The following is a 20,068-nucleotide window of genomic DNA, read 5'->3' as shown; positions in this document are numbered from 1 at the left end:
TTTCTCAGTGGCAATGGGCGTTTTATTGGTAATGCTAATAATTTGTCGCTTATTGGTCAGCAAGGCTGCGCATCACTGACTAATTGCGCTACAGTACAATCACGAGTTAATTCGTTGTAACCCTGAGATTTATTACAAGGAATGTTTTAATGTTTAGTTTTTTTGAGCGGCTTACGGTCGCTTTCCCAAAACAAGAGCCTGAGCAACCCCCTAAAGGTTTATACCAGTTTTGTATGCACTATTGCGCAGGTATGGGCAAACCACTGTTAGTGATGTCTGTGGTATCGGCGTTAATTGCTATTTGCGAAGTCGCCTTATTTGGCTTTATGGGCCAGTTAGTTGATTGGCTGGGCACTAAAGATCCTGCCACTTTCTTAACTGAAGAAGCTAGTAGCTTGTGGTTAATGGGGATTACCTTATTAATTATTATGCCGCTGCTGATTTTGTTGGATTCTTTAGTGATTCATCAGGCCTTGTTGGGCAATTTCCCAATGGCTATTCGCTGGTCGGCTCACCGCTATTTGTTGCGTCAAAGCGTGAGCTTTTTTGCTAACGACTTTGCTGGTCGAGTTGCGACTAAAGTGATGCAAACGTCTTTGGCCGTGCGTGAAACCGTGATGAAGCTGTTAGACCTGATGGTTTACATCTTAGTGTACTTTTTCTCAATGCTGGTGCTGGTCGCACAGGCCGATATTAGGCTTATTTGGCCAATGCTGTTGTGGTTGTTGGCCTATATTGCGATTCAATTGGTGTTTGTACCACGGCTTAAGCGGATCTCTACTGAACAGGCCAATGCCCGCTCCTTAATGAGTGGTCGTATCGTTGATAGCTACACTAATATTGCTACGGTAAAACTGTTCTCACATAGCCAGCGTGAAGCGGATTATGCTCAAGAGGGCATGAATGGCTTCTTGGTTACTGTTCATAAGCAAATGCGCTTGGTGACAGGGCTTAACTTTTCGGTGCAGTTATCTAACTATTTACTGACCTTTGGTATCTCGGCTTTATCTATTTATTTATGGACCTTAGGTGATGTATCGGTAGGCGCGATTGCAGTGGCGATTGCTTTGGTCTTGCGCCTTAACGGGATGGCGCAGTGGATCATGTGGGAAATCAGTTCACTATTCGAAAATATTGGAACAGTAGCCGATGGCATGACAACCTTAACCACCGAACAAACCATTACCGATAAAGCGGATGCTAAACCGATTAAAGTGACAGAAAGCCGTATTCATTATCAAGATATTCGCTTCCACTATGGTGAAGAGAGTGGCGTGATTGATAAGCTGAATTTGAGCATTAAAGCCGGTGAGAAAATTGGTTTAGTAGGGCGCTCTGGCGCGGGTAAAACCACCCTTGTAAATTTATTGCTGCGTTTTCATGATGTAGAGGGCGGCGCTATTTTGATCGACGATCAAAACATTAGCGAAGTGACCCAAGACAGCTTGCGCGCCCAAATCGGCATGGTGACGCAAGATACCTCGCTGCTGCATCGCTCGGTGCGCGACAACATTTTGTATGGGCGACCTGATGCTAGCGAAGAGCAAATGATTACCGCAGCCAAACAGGCCAAGGCGCATGATTTTATTTTAAGTTTGACCGACCAAGATGGTCGTACTGGCTACGATGCACACGTAGGTGAGCGTGGAGTTAAGCTCTCGGGCGGACAGCGCCAGCGAATTGCGATTTCCCGAGTTTTGCTTAAAGACGCGCCTATTTTGGTATTAGATGAAGCTACCTCTGCGTTGGATTCAGAAGTGGAAGCGGCGATTCAAACCAGTTTGAATCATTTGATGGAAGGTAAAACCGTGATAGCGATTGCCCACCGTTTATCTACCATTGCGGCGATGGATCGCTTAATTGTGCTCGACCAAGGTGAAATTGTTGAGCAAGGTACTCATGCTGAGTTAATTCAAGGCGATGGTATCTACAGCCAATTATGGTCACATCAAACGGGTGGCTTCTTGGGAGAGTAATTTGTTTAGTGAATAAGCGAGGCCAGCCAGTGAGCTGGCCTTTTTTATTGCCTAATGTGTCGCTGCTTAAAACGTGGTGTTTTAGGGGTATCTAAGCGAAGCAGCAATGCTTGGTTTTGAGCCGATGTTTGTTCTACTAATTGAGCGGTGACTTTTAAGCTACTGGCTAGCTGATTGAGTTGGCTGGTGGCAGTAATTACTGCCCGGCTGGTGGGGGCCAGCACAGTAAAATAAATAGCCACTAAAGCAACGATAATAATCAGCACTAGGGCCGCCAGAATAATCACTACCCAACGCTGAATATTGTTAGAGAGTTGGTCAGCTAGATGAATAAGCGGTTTGGTGCTTTTAGCTACGGTATTGGGTAATTGCTGTAGGCTGGTATCAAGCTGCTTACTCAATTGTTCTACCGCTAAAAAAGCACGTTCGAACTGCTGCTGTTGTTGCTCGCTCATCTCTGGGTTTGCTGCTAATTGGTCGATGCTAATAGCAATGTCGCTAAGTGCTTGCGATGCTTGCAGAGCTGCTTGCTCTATACCCACTACTTCTACATTTAACTGCATGTTAAGTTGGGGAGGGTCGAGCTCTGCTGTTGCTTCAGTGTCGCGGTCAGCTGCGCTGAGGGGGAGAATTAAACTTAAACCAATAAACAGCATTACAGTTTTGATCACAGCTAACACTTTGTGTCCTTACCAAAAGAATCGCCATAGAGTATTTAAATGTAACAGTAGTATTAATTAAGTGATAGTTAGGCGCGCTTATTTGAGTTAGCGCTAGAGCCTGACTACGCTTTAAAGATACTTAGCAATAGTAGGTGCGTATGGGTAAGGTTAGTGATATTAGCGCTTATTATGGAATGGTGATTCATCGTAATTTTGTGCCCTTGTTTGCTGACGACCGTTACGCCCAAATGTTTGGTTACGAATCCGCAGAGCAAATACTGGCGCTACCTTCACTGCTCGAACTGATTGCTGAAGACGATCAGCAAGGGGCGATTAATGCCTATGAATCGGTTATCAGTGGCAAAGCTAGGCCAAAAATCCGCGTCTTTGAAAATACCAAAAAAAATGGAGAGCAGTTTTCTGTGCTCACCATCGACCATGTTACCGAGTGGCAAGGCCAACCTGCTTTGCAAATTACCTTGGTGGATTTTTCTCAGCAGATAGAAGCCGAGAAGAAATTACATGCTAGCGAACAACGTTATCGATTGTTACTGGAATCTTCTCTACAAGGCATTGTGGTGCATCGTTTTTTTGAGCCGCTGTATTGTAACCAAGCAATGGCAAATATTTTGGGTTACGACAGCCCGGAAGCGGTGCTTAAGTTAAGTAGCTTGCTGTCGTTAATTCCCGAAGAAAACCAACAAAAAGCGATTCAGCTACATGAGCAATTGATTCAAGGTCGGGTCGATACTAATAGTGTAGTGACAGAAAATGTCCGTCGAGACGGCACCTCTGCCTGGATACACATCAGTGAGGCGGTAGTCAGTTGGAATGGTAAACCTGCGGTGCAGTCGGTAATGATGGATGTAACACAACAGCATCAGGATCAGCGCCGTTTGGAGTTTCAGGCTAATCATGATTCCCTCACTGGTTTAATGAATCGTCGCTCCATGAGTAAAACCCTGATTGAGGAATATGCAGTGAGCAAACGCTCGCTTCAACCTTTATGCTGTATATTGCTCGATATCGACAACTTCAAGCAAATCAACGACCAGTATGGTCATTCGGCGGGTGACGAAGCACTGCGGATTTTTGCCATCGAAAGCCTAAAAGTATTACGCAACGGAGACTATTTAAGTCGCTGGGGCGGCGAAGAATTTTTATTGTTGCTACCTAATACCTTACAAGAGCAAGCGTTGATTATTGCCAACCGAGTACGCGAGCATTTAGCGAGTTTTAAGGTGGAAGCTGAGGCTAGCGTGAAGTTTTCGGCAACCGTAAGCATGGGCTTAGCCATGCTTACGGTTTATGATGTGAGCCCAGAGGCGTTAGTTGCGCGAGCAGATAGTGCGTTATATCTCGCTAAAGAAAAAGGCAAAAACCGCGTGGAATTGGCTCCGCAGGTTTATGAGTTATAGGACGTAAGCAAATATATAACTAGCCCGAATAAGCCATCTCTACCTATGGCTTGGTGAGCCCAAAGCCGTTGAACGCTTGAGCAAACAGTACTTTATGTTGAGTTAAAGAAAGGGCTAAATCGTGAGGAAGTAGCCCTTCAGGTTTATCAGTTATAGGGCTTAAGAAAAAATGTGGTTAGCCCACAGGGTCAAGCCACTGGTGACACTACCAAAGTTATCACCACTCACTAACGGCGCTTGATAGCGTTGCGCCAAAAAGTTTTTAATCATCGGTGAGTTAGCACTACCACCGGTTAAAAATATCGCATCGGGTTGGCAAGCAGCTTGGGTAATAACATCATCACTTAACATGGCGATGCTGTTAAGTAAGCGCTCGGCCGCTTGTTGATAAGCTGTTTGCTCAACCGTTACTTCGAGCTGTTCTGCTAAATAACTAAGATCTACTACGCTTTTTTCACTGCTGCTTAAGGCTATTTTGGCTTGTTCTGCGGACGCACTCATTTGGTAGGTTAATCGCTCATCACTGAGGCGCAGCAAACCTTTAAGGGGCGATAATTGAGGCTCTTTGAGTAAGCGTTGTAATAACAAGCGGGTATCTTTCTCATAAAAGCGAGTTTGCGCTGGAAAATCGTTAATAGCGGCAGCATCCCAAAACGGTTTAATAGGCATGGGTTGGCCACTGGCCAAGTGAAGTTTTGCGCCAAGGCTTGGCATTAAGGTTTCAAAGTTGAGGGCAATATCAAAGTCATTACCGCCAATTCGTTCGCCGTTGTAACCCAGTACTAGGTTGTTATGATCGCGAATAGCGAGATAATCGGGTCCCATTACTAACATTGATACGTCACTGGTACCGCCACCAATATCAATCACTAGTACGCGTTTTTCTTCGCTTAACTGTTGCTGATAGCTCAGTCCGGCCGCCATGGGTTCGAACAAAAACTCAACTTGCTTAAAACCGGCAAAGCTGGCGGCGTTGTTTAAAATAGAAATGGCTTGTTGATTACTCAGATCGCTGTTCAAACCTTGGAAGTTAACCGGACGGCCAATCACCACTTTTTCTAGCTCAGCTTGGCCGGTTTGTTTTACCTGCTCAGCAATGTGCCACATCATAGCGGCGGCAATGTCTTCAAACTGCTGCTGTTGACGTTCGCGAATACCACTAGCGCCTAAAAATGATTTGGGCGAGCGCACGTAATAACAATCGGCGGGATCGATAAGATATTCTTTAAGTGCTTGTTGGCCAAAGCTTAAATGCTCATCGTAACCATCTAACTTGAGTTCTTTGATTGAGCGTAAGCTGGCGCTTAACTGGTTTACGCGGGCTTGTTTGTAACGCTCGGCTTTGCCTTGCTGCTCTAGTTGCTGATAGAGCCAGCCACAAATCATTTCAGATTGAGGGGCAAATAAGGTTGAGGACATGTAGTTACCGTGTTCGGGTAACGCCACCAACTGTGCTTGTTGGTCCTGCATGATGCCTACGGCACAGTTAGATGTTCCAAAGTCGAAACCAGCAATAGATTGACTCAAGGTAGGCGCCTCGTACTGATAAAAAGGCCGCGCAGGGTAGCAAATTTACGGTTGCGGGTACAGCAGCCTAAGCGGCTTTATTGTAGTCGTTTATAAGGCGAGGTCTGCATCGACCAGCGTGAGCAGGTAGTTTTCTTTGCTATTGCTACTTATCGTGTGTTGCCAGTCTTGGTCTGTGACTTGTTGGTATACCGTGCGCATACCGTCGCCTAAATCCGCTTGAATAGTGAGTTGCTCAAAGCTAGCTGAAGGCGGGTTATTAGCATTAGCAATATCAACAAACTCTAGCAAGCTACGGCGTTCGCCGGGGGCGATAGTGCCGCTAAAAGGGCTAGCGCCAAGAGTTATAACTTGCTGATTTAGCGTAATGCTAAGGCTGAAGGGGTAATTACTCAGGTTTTCGATGGAGTAACTACTGTGCAGCGTGTAGTTTTGGTCGGTTAGTGGTTTGTCGCTATTGCAGGCGGTAACACCCAACAATACTGCTAGCCAAACAATGTTGTTTTTAACGCTAAACATTTATCAGTGCTTCGTATGGTCCAAGACTCGCGGAATATACCTTAAATATGTTTTTTGTCAATTTGCTTTATCTCCCTTTTTTCGTGGCATGTTGATGGGCTTTTGATTTAAAAATAGACTATTCCCGGTAACGCTGAGGCGCAGAAAAAGGTAGAATCTATGCTGCTTAATCAAGCTATTGATAAAAATGGAATTTATTTAGTCATGTTGTTGCAACAAGTTTTAGACGTTATCGAGTTTACAGATAGTGACCAGTTGAGTTCGGCCATTGAGCAGTTTAATCATCACGGAGTGCTGCGCAGTGATTTATTGCCTTTTATGAGTGTCGTGTTTGAAAAAGCACCAGAGCAACTGGCCAAAAAGCTCAGTGCGGTAGGGTTTAACGGCGACGTTCAAGTTGCTCAAGTAGACAACAAGCTCGGCGAGGCAAACTTTTTAGTATTCGACAGCTTACGTTTTGGTTTGTCGACTGCATTAGAATGGAGCGAAGCCTGCTAGTATGCCTAAGCCCTCAGATTGGGTTATTGAGTGGCAGAGGTTCCTTGGTTGTTAGTTCAGCAAGCAAGCTGCTAATGCTTTGAGCCTTTCTCCAGTTCCAGTTTTTAGGTAGAGCCACCTTAGGGTGCTGACTTAGTTCAATGGCTAGTTGGCTATTGGAGGTCGCGCTGGCCATGGCAAGTGTATCTAATAATTCAACGTCATCGGTTTTAACGCTGTGATGTAAGTAGTGCGCTTGTAAACCCCAACCACAGTCCCACGCTAATAATTCCACTTTACTCAGGGCAAAAATGTCTCTGATTACATTGCCCTGTATTATCGGCCAACCCTTAAAACTCAAAATACCGTGTTGCTCGCTGAGTTGTGGATTTAGGCGACAGTCTTGCCAAGCTTTTCCGGCAAAAACGAACTGTTCTTGTGGAACATCGAGCGGGTCAAATTGAATATTCAGGATATCTTGTTGAATAAGGTCTAGTTGGGCGTCCACCATCACCCAGCGCTGTTGTGATTGGTGCCAGTATTCGCATATCCAGTGGTCTTCAAATCGGTACATGCCTAGGTAACGCGCAAAGCCGCAACGAGCCCGCGCGGCGATGCCTTGGCTTCGTAGCAGGCTTACCAGCAGTAAACTAAAGTCTCGGCAATTTCCCATCATTCGCTGCCGTGGTGCTTTAGGCTGAAGCGCTGACTTGCTGGTATTACTTAACCAGCGAAGTTTTTGTTCCACGTTCCGTGTTTGCAATTCGTCTAAGCGAGTCTGAAAAGGCGTGGTTAACTGATAGTGCTCAAGCCAATAGGGGTGAATCAAGTTTTGTTGAACCATGGTTACTAAGCTTTGTATATCAGATCGGCAATCTTTAGCTTGCGCTAGGTAATGCTTAGGATCGCTGATTGCGCTATGGCTGGTGTAGTAAACAGTGGGCAGATTCATGGATAGATCCCGTTTATAACGAAGCTTGAATGGGCAAATAGATATCGGTGTTTAAGGCGTCTGGCTGAAGGTTTTGTGGTTGCTGATCTAAATAAAACTCTAAACACACACTGTCGCGCAACTGGTAGTTGGCTAGAGGCAGCCAATGCAATAACAAAACTTGGTAGCTACTCAATATGTGCAGGTAAGCGCCATGGTGCCTTAATTTTGCATAGGTGCCAGCGGGTAACTGCTGCTGTTGTAAACCTAGCCCCACCAATAAATTCGCTGGCAGAGTGTTGCTTTGGCTTAAGCAAGCATCAAAGCGAATTTGCTCAGAGTGAGTCACGCTAGGGTCGTCGTGAGGCAAACCAATTAACTGGCTATCCTCAATTGCGAGGCCGAGTTGCTCACAGCGCTGAAATAGAACTTGGCAAGCTAGCGGAGCAGCCTCTAAGTAACGGCCACTGGTGCGATAACTGAGTACTGACATGGTAGGGAGTTTTACCACTTCTACCTCTGCAGCCGATAAGGGGGTATGGGAAGAAAGTATTGGCTGCTCTGATTGTGTGATAATACAGCTCTTTTGTTGCCTTGCCTGATTTGGGCTTTGCGCAAACTGCAATTTAAAAGCTTTGTTATAGGATGATTGGTTTTGATAACCGCTTCGGTAAGCTATTTCACTGAGAGCTAAATCGGTGTATTGCAGGTGTTTAATGGAGCGTTCAAGCAATAAGCGTTTTCGATAGGCATAAATGCTCTCGCCAACATAGGCTTGGAATAAACGACAAAAATGAAAGGCTGAGAAACCAGCGAGTGACGCAAGTGTAGCGATATCTAGCGCTTGGTCTAGAGTACTTTCGATATGCAGCTTTACCTGGCGAATGCGCTCACTTTGGCTTGTCATTTTTTGCTCAAGTCATTGATTTGAGATCAGTTTAGCCAGATTCAGACCAAGATTCTTTTCCATTCTTGCGCAATATAGAGATTTTGTCGCAGGGCTATAAATACAGCCGCATTAGTAGCTATTTAAGGCTAGCGCTAGCGAGTTATGCCGCATACACTTGGCGTTTTAGTCGTAAATATTAATGTCTTGATGAAAACACAAACTAAAGCCTATGCCTTTGGCATTTCAGCAGTGCTGATGTGGTCTACCGTAGCCACCGCATTCAAACTTGCGCTGCAATGGCTTACTCCAATTCAATTGGTGTTATTGGCTTCTATTAGCTCCATTTTGTTACTGACTGGCGTATTACTGTGGCAGCGAAAACTGCCTTTAGCTTGGGTTTATGCTAAGCAGCGGCCGGGCTTTTTTATGTTGGTAGGAGCCATTAATCCTTTTCTTTATTATTTGGTGTTGTTCAAAGCTTACGACTTGCTACCCGCCCAGCAGGCTCAATCACTAAATTACACTTGGGCAATAACCCTGGCCTTATTGGCGGTGCCTTTTTTAAAGCAGCAATTACGAAAACAAGATGTAATTGCCATGGCGTTAGGGTATTTGGGCGTATTGGTGATAGCCACGCGAGGAGACATACTCGCCATGCAGTTTGATAGTGTTCCGGGGGTATTACTGGCACTGTTTAGCACCTTATTGTGGGCCGGCTATTGGATCATAAATACTCGAAATAGCGGGGATCCGGTGGCCAGTTTACTGGTCGCCTTTTGTTTTAGTTTGCCAATGGTGTTGTTGTATTGCTGGTGGAGTGATGGCTTACCCACTTGGAATGCCAAAGCCTGGCTGGGTGCCGCGTATGTTGGGTTATTTGAAATGGGCATTGCTTTTGTTTGTTGGGTGCTTGCGCTTAAATTTACTCATAACACCGCAGGTATCAGTAACCTGATTTTTATCTCGCCATTTTTGTCCTTGTTTTTTATTGCCTATTTTTTAGGTGAACAGATTGAATCGGCCACTTACATAGGATTGTTGTTAATAATTAGTGGCTTATTGATTCAGCAATGGCGCAGTAAAACCAAGCCCTTAAACGCTGATAAATAGTTGCGTATTTTGTTATTTATTTAAGCTGAGAAAAGCGCCACAAGTTTTGATCTTAGCGCTATTGCCGGTGGATGCATCTGTGTATGCTAAAGCACAACATTGAGCGATGATCTAGGTGTAATGACTAAACAAACCATAAGCCAACAAGCGCTGATCGATATAGCCAATCAGCTACTTCGCGAACACGAAGACTACATTCCCGGCATTGAAGTGCGCGACATTTCTCAACATGGGGATGTGCTTACTTTTAAAGGCGAAGCCTTTTTAGACGATGACTTACTGCCTACCACAAATAGCCCAAAGGCCTTTAATTTGTATAAGTGGTTATGTCACCGCTTATCCGAGCAATATACTCTTAGCGAGTAAGTCTTTAGCGAGTGCTTAGCGCATAAACTATCGCTTGATAGGGCGCTAAGCGTAGTGCTTCTAAATCACTGACTAATTCATCATTCTGCTGAAGGTTATTTAGCACCACTTTTTCCACCGACAAATTCAATCTAATCTGTTGCTCTTGCTCACTCACATTCGCCACCACTAACAAGCGTTGCTGCTGATGCTGCCGCACATAAGCAAATACCTGCGGGTGTTCTGCTAATAGCAGTGCAAAATCACCGTAGATGAGCGTGTCTGAATATTCCGCTGACTTGCGCAAAGCAATGAGCTCCTGATAGTGGTAAAACACCGAATCCTTTCTATCTAACGCATTCGCCACGTTGATATCCGAATAGTTAGGATTAAGTGCTAACCAAGGTTTGCCCTGAGTAAACCCTGCGTTGACACTATTGCCCCACTGCATAGGCGTACGAGCGTTGTCTCTGGCGCTGGAATATACACCTTGCATAAACTGTTGGTGGCTGAGACTTTGTTGTTCTAGCACTTTTTCTTGGTAACTATTTTTTATCTCAATGTCATCGTAGTCATCTAGGTCCTCAAACCGTACATTGGTCATGGCAATCTCTTCACCCTGGTAAATATAGGGCGTGCCTTGCATCCCGTGCAGCAAAGTGGCTAACAACTTAGCGCTGCGCTCTCGATATTGGCCGTCGTTACCCCAACGGCTAACAATGCGCGGTAAGTCGTGGTTGTTCCAGAAAAGCGCGTTCCAACCATCGCCATCAAAACAGGTTTGCCATTTACTCATCACCGCTTTTAATTTAATAAGATTAAAGGGCTGAACTTGCCATTTACCATGTGTTGGGTGCCAATCTATCGAGGCATGTTCAAACTGAAAAACCATCGACAATTCTTGTCGTTGGGGGTTGGAATATAACTTGGCTATTTCTGGGGTGGCGCCCCAGGTTTCACCCACCGTAACGAGTGGTTTGTTGGCAAAACAAGCTTGATGCATTTGCTGCAGAAGTGGGTGTAAGCGTGGGCCGTTTTCAGTAATGCCTTGGTCGATTTGTTTGCCAATTAGATCGATGACATCTAAGCGAAACCCGGCAACACCTTGCTCTACCCACCAAGAAACCATTTGCTGTATTTCTGTCGCTACCTTGGGGTTTTCCCAGTTTAAGTCTGGTTGGGCATCAGCAAATAAATGAAAGTAGTATTGCTTAGTGGTGTTGTCGAACTGCCAAGCGGGGCCGCTAAATACTGAACGAATCTGGTTAGGCTGATCTCGCCAAATGTAATAATCACGATAAGGATTATCGCGGCTTTGTTTGGCTTGCTGAAACCACTGGTGCTGATCAGAGGTATGGTTCAATACCAGATCCATCATGATGCCAATATTATGTTGCTTGGCTGTGTGAATCAGCGTTTGCATGTCGGCCATGCTGCCAAAGCGTGGATCAATGGCTTGGTAGTCGGCAATATCGTAGCCGTTGTCTTTCATTGGCGAAAGGTAAACTGGAGACAGCCAAATTAAATCAATTCCGAGTTTTTCTAAGTAGGGGAGTTTACTGATTATTCCGCGAAGATCGCCGTTGCCATCACCGCTACTATCACAAAAACTACGTGGGTAAATTTGATAAACAACTGCTGAATGCCACCACTGCTTTTCCATTAGATATTCCAACAAACTTGGCTGTAAAGTGCCATTGTAAAGCTTTGTTGTACTTAGACATAGAGAAGAGCAGATAGAAAATAAAATGAAAAAACATAATTAACTATGGATAAAAACACTTGATTAAGTGTTAAATATGGAAATCATTTACAGTTAAATAAGTTGCTTATCTTACTAATGTTACAAAATATCAGAATAATTGTTTGAAGTTTGATCGCTGTCAAACATCATCTATCGTAATGGTTTTTATTTGTGACTAATTGCTCAATAAATGAGCCGCCCTGCCCATTGATTGAAAAATGAGCGTAGATTAGTTTTTGAGGTAAATTGACTACGGATAGTTAAGGTTAAGTTTTACTTGTGGTTCTCTCCAACAGTTGGTCTACCGCCTCACCGCAAAAAACACCATAGAGTGGCGGTGATGTATGTCTAAAGAGACGCTCAACGATTACATGGGAAAGTAACAATGAGAAAATTTAGCAAACTCGCCACTAGCGCTCTGCTAGCTGGTGCGGCGCTGGGCTATGCGTCCACCGCCATGGCGGCACCAAGAACCGCCTTTGTACACCTCTTCGAATGGAGTTGGGAAGATGTAGCACAAGAGTGTGAAACCTTCCTTGGCCCTAAAGGCTTCGCCGCTGTGCAAGTCTCTCCACCTAACAAGGTCATCGGCGGTAACGCCTGGTGGACCCGCTACCAACCAGTGAGTTATGCCTTTGAAAGCCGCAGCGGTAATCGCGGTCAATTTCAAGACATGGTGCAGCGTTGTAAAAACGTTGGGGTAGATATTTATGTAGACGCAGTAATTAACCACATGGCGGCCTACGACAGAAACTTCCCTGAAGTGCCTTACGGGCCGAATGATTTTAACTCTTGTACTAGCGATATTGACTACGGCAATCGCTGGCAAGTGCAAAACTGTGATTTAGTGGGTTTGAATGACCTGAAAACTAGCTCTGATTATGTTCGTCAGAAAATTGCAGACTACATGAATGACGCCATCGGTATGGGCGTTGCCGGTTTTAGGATCGACGCTGCTAAACATATTCCAGCAGGTGATATTGATGCCATTAAAGGCAAGCTAAACGGTAATCCTTATATCTTCCAAGAAGTGATTGGTGCTGGCGGCGAGCCGGTTCGTCCTACTGAATATACCTACATTGGTGATGTAACCGAATTTGCTTATGCTCGAGCGATTGGCCCAGCCTTTCGTGATAGCAACATTGCGTGGTTAAGAGATGTGAGTAACCAAATGGAGCTATCGAGTTCTGATGCGGTTACTTTTGTTACTAACCATGATGAAGAGCGTCATAATCCAAATGGCCCTATTTGGCATGGTGTACAAGGTGACGGTTACTTCTTAGCCAATGTATTCACCTTAGCTTACCCTTATGGTTATCCAAAAATCATGTCGGGTTACTACTTTAACGGTGACTTTGATGCGGGCCCTCCAGGCAGTGGTGTACACACGGGTAACGCTTGTGGATTTAATGGCGGCAACTGGGTATGTGAGCATAAGTGGCGCGGCATTGCCAACATGGTGGCCTTCCGTAACCATACTGCTGGCGAGTGGCGAATCACCAACTGGTGGCAAGGTGGTAACGATCAAATCGCCTTTGGTCGTGGTGGTTTAGGCTTTGTTGTGATTAACAAACGTTATGGTAGCAACATTAACCAAAGCTTTGATACAGGCATGCCTGATGGCCAATACTGTAATATTATTGAGGCTGACTTTGATGAAAGCACCGGCCAATGTAATCAAGCAGCAGGCTCAAGTGGCCAAGCAACCATTACCGTAAGCGGCGGACAAGCTAACTTTACTGTAGGTGGTGATAGCGCGGCTGCTATTCATGTTGGTGCTAAAATTGGTGACGTATGTACTGGCGCAGATTGCCCATGTACCTCTAACTGTAACACCGATCCTAAGCCTGCTACTCCGGTAGCGGCTACATCAATTTGTACTTCTGAGAGCCTATCAACGCTTTATTACTGGGGGGCTCAACCTGCAGGAAGCCTAAGCGATGCAAGTTGGCCTGGTGTGGCAATGCAAACTAATGGTGACTTCAAGTGTCATGATTTGGGTGTAGAGCTTACTAGCGTTAACGCTATCTTCAGTAACAGTGGTGCAAACAAAACAGCAGACTTAAGCGTTGCTGGAGCTGGTTGCTATAAAGGCGGTGCATGGAGCACTTTAGAGGCCTGTGGCTTTGAAATTACCGGTGATATAACCCCTGATCCTGTTGGTGGCACTGAAGTGTGTTACGACAACCAAGCTGGCTTTAACAATCCAACGCTTTACTACTGGTCTGTTAGCGCAGAAACAGCGGTAGCTAATGCGCAGTGGCCTGGTGTAGCTATGGTGCAAAAAGACGGTTACTACTGTCATGACTTTGGAACCAAACTAAGTAGCCTAAACATTATCTTTAATGATAGTGGTGCTAACCAAACAGGCGACTTAAATACTACTGGCGATAGTTTGTGTTATGTAGCGGGTAGCTGGGTAGCGTCAACTAACTGTGTAGGCGGAACTAATCCAGATAATGGCGGTGATGAAGTGTGGTTCTTCCGTGGAACCGCCAATGCTTGGGGTAAAGCGCAGTTAGATTACGATAGTACGAGTGGCTTGTATTACACCATTCAAAGCTTTAGTGGCGAAGAAGCACCAGCGCGCTTTAAAATTGATAGTGGCAATTGGACAGAGGCTTACCCTACTGCCGATTACCAAGTATCAGACAACACCACTTACCGCATTAACTTTAATAGTGCCAGCAAGGCTATTACGGTAAACGCACAATAAGCATTTTTATGCGTCTCAGCTTTTGCCCGGTTTAATACCGGGCTTTTTTATGGCGGCTATTTAAGCTTGGTTGGCTAACCAGGTTTTGTATCCACCGCTAAGGTTTTTGGCGGTAAAACCATTGTTAACCAGTTGACGATACGCCACATTTCCGCGTAAACCTACCATGCAATAAATCAATATTTCTTTATCTTTTGGCAGCTCGTTAATACGTTCGCGAAGCTGATCCACCGGAATGTTTATTGCCCCAGGAATCGCTCCCAGTTTGTCTAATTCGCCGGGGTTGCGCACATCAAGTATTAGCTGTTGAGCGGTGGGTTGGTTGAACTCTTCACTGTGGCACAGTCGAGTATCCCCTTTAATGCTATTTGCCGCCACAAAACCTGCTTGGTTGACTACGTCTTTTGCGCTACCAAAGGGTGGGGCATAGGTAAGTTCTAAATCTTGTAAATCAAATACACTTAAGCCCGCGCGCTGAGCTACGGCAATAACATCAATGCGTTTGTCTATGCCGTCTTTGCCTACCGCTTGGGCGCCATAAATTGCCCCAGTTTTTGGGTGAAATAGTAACTTGAGGTTAATGGGGTGAGCGCCAGGGTAGTAGCCAGCATGACTGGCTGCATGCACGTACACTTTGTCGTAGTCTAGCCCTTTACGTTGTAAGGTTTTTTCATTTAAACCTGTAGAGGCCACGGCTACATCGAAAATCTTACAAATGGCGGTACCTTGGCTGCGTTTATAGTGTTCGCCCGCACCAAAGATATTGTTGGCTACCATTCTACCTTGGCGGTTGGCCGGCCCAGCTAAGGGAATCAGAGCCGCATCACCGGTAACAAATTCGGGGTCTTCAATGGCGTCGCCTACGGCAAAAATGTCTGGATCTGAGGTTTGCAGCTCGCTATTAACTTTTATGCCGCCTAATTCACCTATCTCAAGCTGCGCTTGTGTGGCCAAGCTCGTTTCAGGTTTAACGCCAATTGCCATAATCAACAACTCGGTTTCCAGTAATTCACCGTTACTAAGGCGCAGTTCTAAGCCGTGTTCGTCTATGGCTGCGAGTTCTTCGGCTGATTGTTGCTGGCTAGGGAATACCGCTTCTAGCGCCACACCTAAACGTAAATCTACGCCGTGGTGCTGCATTTCTTGGTGTAGCGGCGTGGCCATTTCTCGATCTACTGGCGCCATTACTTGGGCAGATAGTTCAATTAAGCCGGTGCTAATACCACGTTGAATCAGCGCCTCTGCCATTTCAATGCCGATAAAACCCCCGCCAACCACTGTTGCGTGTTTGGGTTTATTTGCCTCAATATTAGCAATGATTTTGTCCATATCTGGAATGTTTCGTAGCGAGAAGGTCCGAGAGTTTTGAATCCCAGGGATGGGTGGAACAATTGGAGAAGCGCCTGGGCTAAGTACCAGTTTGTCGTAAGACTCTTGGTAGTTTTGTTGGGTCGTAAGATCGCGAATGGTGACCGTTTTTTGTTTACGGTTGATGCTAACGACTTCGTTCATTACCCGTACATCTACGTTAAATCGAGCTTTAAAACTCTCGGGGGTTTGCAGCAACAAGGCGTCACGCTGCTCAATATCGCCGCCTATATGGTAGGGCAAACCACAGTTTGCAAAAGAGATATAGGGGCCACGTTCCAGCATAATGATTTCTGCTTGTTCACTTAATCTACGCGCTCTAGCGGCCGCTGATGCGCCGCCTGCTACGCCGCCTATAATTACAATCTTGGTCATGTTGCTCTCCCACTATTTAAATCAAATAAATGTATAAACAAAGCTAGTGGTGACAGCCTAATCAAAGCCTGAGCGTCCACTGTTGATATAGATCGTTAGTGAGCCATTAGATGGTTCACTAATTTGCAATGACTATATATTAGTTTAATCTAATTCTCAATATTCTAATTAAGTTTAAATTAATTTAGGTTTGACTAATTTAATGGGGTTTGTATAATTCCTGATAATTGAGGAGGTTTCAATGCCTGCAAGAAATGAGTTACATGAGCAAGCCAGTATGGTGAGTGAGTACTTAAAAACCATCGCTCATCCTGATCGTTTAGTAGTGCTGTGTTTATTACGAGAGGGTGAAATGAGCGTGGGTGAACTGCGTCAACATAGCCAAAATAGCCAGTCGGCATTTTCGCAGCACTTAAAAGTACTGCGTGAACAAGGTTTGGTGGCAGTGCGCAAGCAAGCGCAAACGGTGTTTTATTGTATAGCCGACCCCAAGGTGAAAACCTTGTTAGCCGGTTTACAGCAACAATTTTGTAGTGAATGAAATGAGCTTGGAGTAAGTAATGACAGATTTTACCCCTTGGAGTGCGCTCGCGGGCGGCATGTTATTAGGCTTGTCGGTCACTTTATTAATGTTACTTAGTGGTCGTACTGGCGGTATTAGTGGCATTTTAGGGGGGATTTGGGGAGCCTCGCGCAATGAGTGGCCTTGGCGACTTGCCTTTATTGGCGCAATGGCGGCGAGCTTTTTATTTAACCCCTTATTGGGCTTAAGTGAGGCGGCCTTGCCTGATTACTCCTTGGCTTGGTTAATTGCAGGTGGCTTAGCGGTGGGAGTGGGGACTCAACTGGGGAACGGTTGTACCAGTGGTCATGGTATTTGTGGGATTGGTCGATTTTCATTGCGCTCAATCGTGGCAACGCTAGTGTTTATGGCTAGCGCTGCCTTGGTTGTTTGGTTAACCGGTGGTTTAGGAGTTGCGCATGTTTAAAGTACTGGTGGGTTTGTTGACTGGCTTACTATTCGGCCTTGGTATGAACGTGTCGCAAATGGTTAATCCTTACAAAGTGGCTAACTTTTTAGATGTAACTGGGCATTGGGATGCGAGTTTGGCCTGTGTGATTGGTGGTGCGCTGTTAGTATTTGTGCCGTTTTATCACTTGCTAATTAAACCGCGCAGCCACGCGGTAAACGGTGAAGCTATTCAGTGCTCAACACAAAAAATACTTACGCCTAAGCTACTTATTGGCGCGGCTATTTTTGGCATTGGTTGGGGCATGGTGGGTATTTGTCCGGGGCCGGCTGTGGCTAGTTTATTACGCGGTGAAGCGGCGATTTACTGGTTTTTGCTCAGCATGATGCTAGGCCATTATGCGAGTAAGCGAGTCTTTAAGTAAGTTGAATACCAAACTAAAAAAGGGAGCTGAGCTCCCTTTTTTGATTACGCTACACGTGGTTAGTCGGTGTGTTGCTGCATAATGGCAATCATGCCAATGCCGGCCATGTCTTCATCCCAATTGTATTTTTCTACCACGTTATCGACATTGTGATAAGGCAATAGATTTTCAGATAGGGTTTTAGTCATCGACTCTTTCATATAGTCAAAGGCACGTACCCCAGGGCCTGAAATAACAATTTTTTGCGGGTTAAATAGTGCCATTACATTGGCTAAGCCCATGCCTAACACCGTACCAGCTTGAGAAAAAATGTGGCTCATAGCTTGATGTTCATCTTCGGCTAGCTTATTAAGATCGAACATTTGCTTTTCAGAAGGGTGCAACATGTCGGTGGGAGGCAAGTTATACACTGCGCTTGCGTCGCGATAAATCGCGTAATCGCCAACGTAGGCTTCAATACATCCGCGCCCTCCGCAACGACACTGTGGGCCATTTAAGCTAAATTTAGTATGGCCAAACTCAGTAGCGGCTGAGCCAGCATCTTGATAAAACTCACCATTTACAATCAAGCCCATGCCTACCCCATAACCCAGTTGAATGGCGACAAGGTTATTTACTTTGCTATAGCGGGGCAGGCTTTTTAAAGCCACTGCTAAACAGTTTGCGTCGTTGGCTATAAATACTGGCAGTTGCGTTTGTTGTGCCAGTAAGTCAACTAACTCAAGTTGTTGGTCTTTAACGGCAGGGCTCCACAATATACCTTCACCGTGGGGCTCTATAACCCCTTGAACGGCTAAACCTAAACCAAGTAACTTACTGCGTTCAACTTTATGTTGCTGAATAAACTCTTCGATAGCTTTGGAGAGGGCGTCTACTAACTGGGATTGATTGAGCGTTACCGTTAACATTGAAAGAGTCGCTTGCGCGATAATCGCGCCAGATGTATCACCCAACATAAAGCGTACTTCGTTAATCGATAGTTTAACCGCTAGGTAAAATGCCGCTTGTTTGTTTAGCTGCAGTTTTACTTTAGGGCGGCCACGACCACTGCTGGGATCCAATACAACATTCTGTTCAACAATAAAGCCTTGTTGCACCAACTCCGAGGTTATTGAGGTAATGGTGGCCGGGCTTAGTTGGGTGAAATTACCTATCTCAACCCTAGCAAGCTCGCCATGTTGACGAAGGGTTTGAATGATTTCCCGGCGATTGGCACTTCTGATTAGCTCTGTATCGGTAATTTTTTTCATGTTTTTGGTTAAGTGACTGCTTCCACATTAAAAATACGCGTTTTGCGGCGAATAAGAATTTGTTTCTCGATGAAGTGTTATTTCTGTCACGCTTATCTAAATTGCATATCAATTAAGCGCTGAAATATCTCACTATGAGGTAAGTGACAATATTGTAAATATTGGCGGGTATCAAGAAAAACCCGCCAACGAGGGCGGGGTTTGGAAACTTAGTCCATCAAGGAAAGGAAATGCTGCGAACGGTGAGTGCTGATAAAGGTAATTCTCACTCACCATTCTCTTGTGCAATGCAGCCCTACAACTCGGCTTTGCTGAAACATTGCTCAAGATGATTAAAGCTTAACCGCTAAGTTTGTTTTATAAAATTATGAAACTTTATTGCGCTATTAACGGATTTGATTAGCGAGGTGTAAATCACCTTATGAAAGTCTTAGCGCTTTGCAAAAAATTCATTACTCAGCGCTTAAGCGACTAAACTTATGAGGGGAGCTGGATGCTACATAAGGAAGAGTGTCATTGATGAAACCGCGACTGAAATTCTGCTGCGCTTTATTTGTTGCTTGTTTATTCACCGCTCAGGCGCAACCTTTGCGCTTGGTTACTCACCATTTACCGCCCTATCAAATCGTTGACGGTGATGCCTTAAGCGGCAGAACAGTGAGCATTATGCAATGTGCCATGACAGAAGTTGGGGTTCATTATGAAGTGGATGTTAGGCCAATTGGCCGTGCCGAAAAAGAGCTGAAAGAAGGAAAATTTGACGGTTTATTTATTCTTAACCAAACGGCCGAGCGTGATGATTTTGCTAAAGCAAGCGATCCTTTAGTGGTCACTTATCGCAGTTTGTTTAGTTTGCAAGAGGTTGAGTTTGAGACTAACAGTGCTGAAATGAAAGCCATGAACATAGGTGTATTACATGGCTCTGCAATGCACAAGTGGATGACTAAACATCAATACACCAACGTACAGTCACGCTACGATTACCATATATTATTTGAGTTGCTACAACTGGGTCGATTAGATGCTGTAATGGCGCCATTTGACACCTATTATGTTGAGCTGGAACATGGCCATATCACTCAAGACATTGCGGTTAAGCACTTACGAGAAGCAAACCTCTCGGCTTATTTTAATTTTAATTGGTTGGAGAAACACCCCCAGTTTTTACCGCAGTTTAATACGGCTTTAGCAGCGTGCCGTTAACACTCTCATTTCGCGGATTTATGTACTTTCTATCTCTGACCCGTCCTAAAATAGGTTGACGGTTTTTAGGCCAGCTCCAGTAGCTGGCCTTTTCTATTATGCACCTGATTGGGCGTTTCCATATTTAAACTCAGGTGCGGTCTCATCGTGTTGTATATCGCTA

At 45.1% G+C, this 20,068-nt stretch carries 18 protein-coding genes; 10 read left to right on the top strand and 8 right to left on the bottom strand.

From position 1 onward, the window contains the following. Positions 1-149: 149 nt before the first annotated feature. A complete protein-coding gene (locus tag FFR00_RS14170; protein ID WP_137674070.1) occupies positions 150-1,976 on the top strand; it encodes an ABC transporter ATP-binding protein in 1,827 nt (608 codons plus the stop codon). Between the two features lie 44 nt (positions 1,977-2,020). Here the strand turns inward: FFR00_RS14170 and FFR00_RS14165 are convergent, their stop codons facing one another. After that, positions 2,021-2,656 (bottom strand): hypothetical protein, encoded by a 636-nt coding sequence (locus FFR00_RS14165; protein ID WP_137674069.1) that lies wholly within the window; start codon positions 2,654-2,656, stop codon positions 2,021-2,023. Positions 2,657-2,796: 140 nt separating this feature from the next. Here FFR00_RS14165 and FFR00_RS14160 point away from each other — a divergent pair, with 140 nt between their 5' ends. Next, complete coding sequence (locus tag FFR00_RS14160) at positions 2,797-4,056, top strand: sensor domain-containing diguanylate cyclase (RefSeq protein WP_137674068.1); 1,260 nt, start codon at positions 2,797-2,799, stop codon at positions 4,054-4,056. A gap of 159 nt (positions 4,057-4,215) precedes the next feature. On the opposite strand, the gene yegD is transcribed toward FFR00_RS14160, so the two are convergent. Together yegD and FFR00_RS14150 are read right to left on the bottom strand one after the other, a co-directional pair. Next, on the bottom strand, positions 4,216-5,583 hold the full coding sequence (yegD, locus tag FFR00_RS14155; RefSeq protein ID WP_137674067.1) for a molecular chaperone: 1,368 nt from the start codon (positions 5,581-5,583) through the stop codon (positions 4,216-4,218). 90 nt (positions 5,584-5,673) lie between these two features. Then, positions 5,674-6,102: a hypothetical protein gene (locus tag FFR00_RS14150; RefSeq protein WP_137674066.1), complete on the bottom strand. Its 429-nt coding sequence runs from the start codon at positions 6,100-6,102 to the stop codon at positions 5,674-5,676. A 159-nt stretch (positions 6,103-6,261) separates the two neighbouring features. Here FFR00_RS14150 and FFR00_RS14145 point away from each other — a divergent pair, with 159 nt between their 5' ends. Then, on the top strand, positions 6,262-6,600 hold the full coding sequence (locus FFR00_RS14145) for a hypothetical protein (protein WP_201798754.1): 339 nt from the start codon (positions 6,262-6,264) through the stop codon (positions 6,598-6,600). Between the two features lie 13 nt (positions 6,601-6,613). On the opposite strand, the gene FFR00_RS14140 is transcribed toward FFR00_RS14145, so the two are convergent. Both FFR00_RS14140 and FFR00_RS14135 read right to left on the bottom strand, forming a co-directional pair. After that, positions 6,614-7,531, bottom strand: a complete 918-nt coding sequence (locus tag FFR00_RS14140; protein WP_137674065.1) for a transglutaminase domain-containing protein — start codon at positions 7,529-7,531, stop codon at positions 6,614-6,616. Between the two features lie 13 nt (positions 7,532-7,544). Continuing rightward, positions 7,545-8,417, bottom strand: a complete 873-nt coding sequence (locus FFR00_RS14135) for a GyrI-like domain-containing protein (protein WP_137674064.1) — start codon at positions 8,415-8,417, stop codon at positions 7,545-7,547. 189 nt (positions 8,418-8,606) lie between these two features. Here FFR00_RS14135 and FFR00_RS14130 point away from each other — a divergent pair, with 189 nt between their 5' ends. Continuing rightward, a complete protein-coding gene (locus tag FFR00_RS14130) occupies positions 8,607-9,509 on the top strand; it encodes a DMT family transporter (RefSeq protein ID WP_137674063.1) in 903 nt (300 codons plus the stop codon). A 99-nt stretch (positions 9,510-9,608) separates the two neighbouring features. After that, a complete protein-coding gene (locus FFR00_RS14125; RefSeq protein ID WP_235836234.1) occupies positions 9,609-9,875 on the top strand; it encodes a DUF2498 family protein in 267 nt (88 codons plus the stop codon). A 4-nt stretch (positions 9,876-9,879) separates the two neighbouring features. Here the strand turns inward: FFR00_RS14125 and FFR00_RS14120 are convergent, their stop codons facing one another. Further along, complete coding sequence (locus FFR00_RS14120; protein WP_137674061.1) at positions 9,880-11,517, bottom strand: alpha-glucosidase; 1,638 nt, start codon at positions 11,515-11,517, stop codon at positions 9,880-9,882. A gap of 466 nt (positions 11,518-11,983) precedes the next feature. On the opposite strand from FFR00_RS14120, the gene FFR00_RS14115 reads away from it, so the two are divergent. Then, positions 11,984-14,314 carry a starch-binding protein gene (locus FFR00_RS14115; protein ID WP_137674060.1) on the top strand — a complete coding sequence of 777 codons (2,331 nt, stop codon included), beginning with the start codon at positions 11,984-11,986 and terminating at the stop codon, positions 14,312-14,314. Between the two features lie 60 nt (positions 14,315-14,374). Here the strand turns inward: FFR00_RS14115 and FFR00_RS14110 are convergent, their stop codons facing one another. After that, complete coding sequence (locus FFR00_RS14110) at positions 14,375-16,057, bottom strand: FAD-dependent oxidoreductase (protein WP_137674059.1); 1,683 nt, start codon at positions 16,055-16,057, stop codon at positions 14,375-14,377. Between the two features lie 241 nt (positions 16,058-16,298). Between FFR00_RS14110 and FFR00_RS14105 the strand changes: the two genes are divergently transcribed. The 3 genes from FFR00_RS14105 to FFR00_RS14095 are packed head-to-tail and all read left to right on the top strand — an operon-like array spanning position 16,299 to position 17,452. After that, on the top strand, positions 16,299-16,598 hold the full coding sequence (locus tag FFR00_RS14105) for a helix-turn-helix transcriptional regulator (protein WP_137674058.1): 300 nt from the start codon (positions 16,299-16,301) through the stop codon (positions 16,596-16,598). A gap of 19 nt (positions 16,599-16,617) precedes the next feature. Further along, positions 16,618-17,046, top strand: a complete 429-nt coding sequence (locus tag FFR00_RS14100; protein ID WP_137674057.1) for a YeeE/YedE family protein — start codon at positions 16,618-16,620, stop codon at positions 17,044-17,046. Further along, on the top strand, positions 17,039-17,452 hold the full coding sequence (locus tag FFR00_RS14095) for a YeeE/YedE family protein (protein ID WP_137674056.1): 414 nt from the start codon (positions 17,039-17,041) through the stop codon (positions 17,450-17,452). The genes FFR00_RS14100 and FFR00_RS14095 overlap by 8 nt, the downstream gene beginning before the upstream one ends. 59 nt (positions 17,453-17,511) lie before the next feature. Here FFR00_RS14095 and FFR00_RS14090 read toward each other — a convergent pair whose 3' ends face one another. Further along, entirely contained in the window at positions 17,512-18,702 is a 1,191-nt protein-coding gene (locus FFR00_RS14090) for an ROK family transcriptional regulator (RefSeq protein ID WP_137674055.1), read from the bottom strand. A gap of 519 nt (positions 18,703-19,221) precedes the next feature. Between FFR00_RS14090 and FFR00_RS14085 the strand changes: the two genes are divergently transcribed. Beyond that, positions 19,222-19,905 (top strand): ABC transporter substrate-binding protein, encoded by a 684-nt coding sequence (locus FFR00_RS14085; protein ID WP_137674054.1) that lies wholly within the window; start codon positions 19,222-19,224, stop codon positions 19,903-19,905. Positions 19,906-20,068 lie beyond the last annotated feature (163 nt).

The organism is Agarivorans sp. Toyoura001 (assembly GCF_005405585.1).
In the GTDB taxonomy this organism is placed as follows: Bacteria; Pseudomonadota; Gammaproteobacteria; order Enterobacterales; family Celerinatantimonadaceae; genus Agarivorans.
The sequence above is the reverse complement of the archived record's forward strand: the minus strand, read 5'-3'. Positions and strand labels throughout refer to the sequence as shown.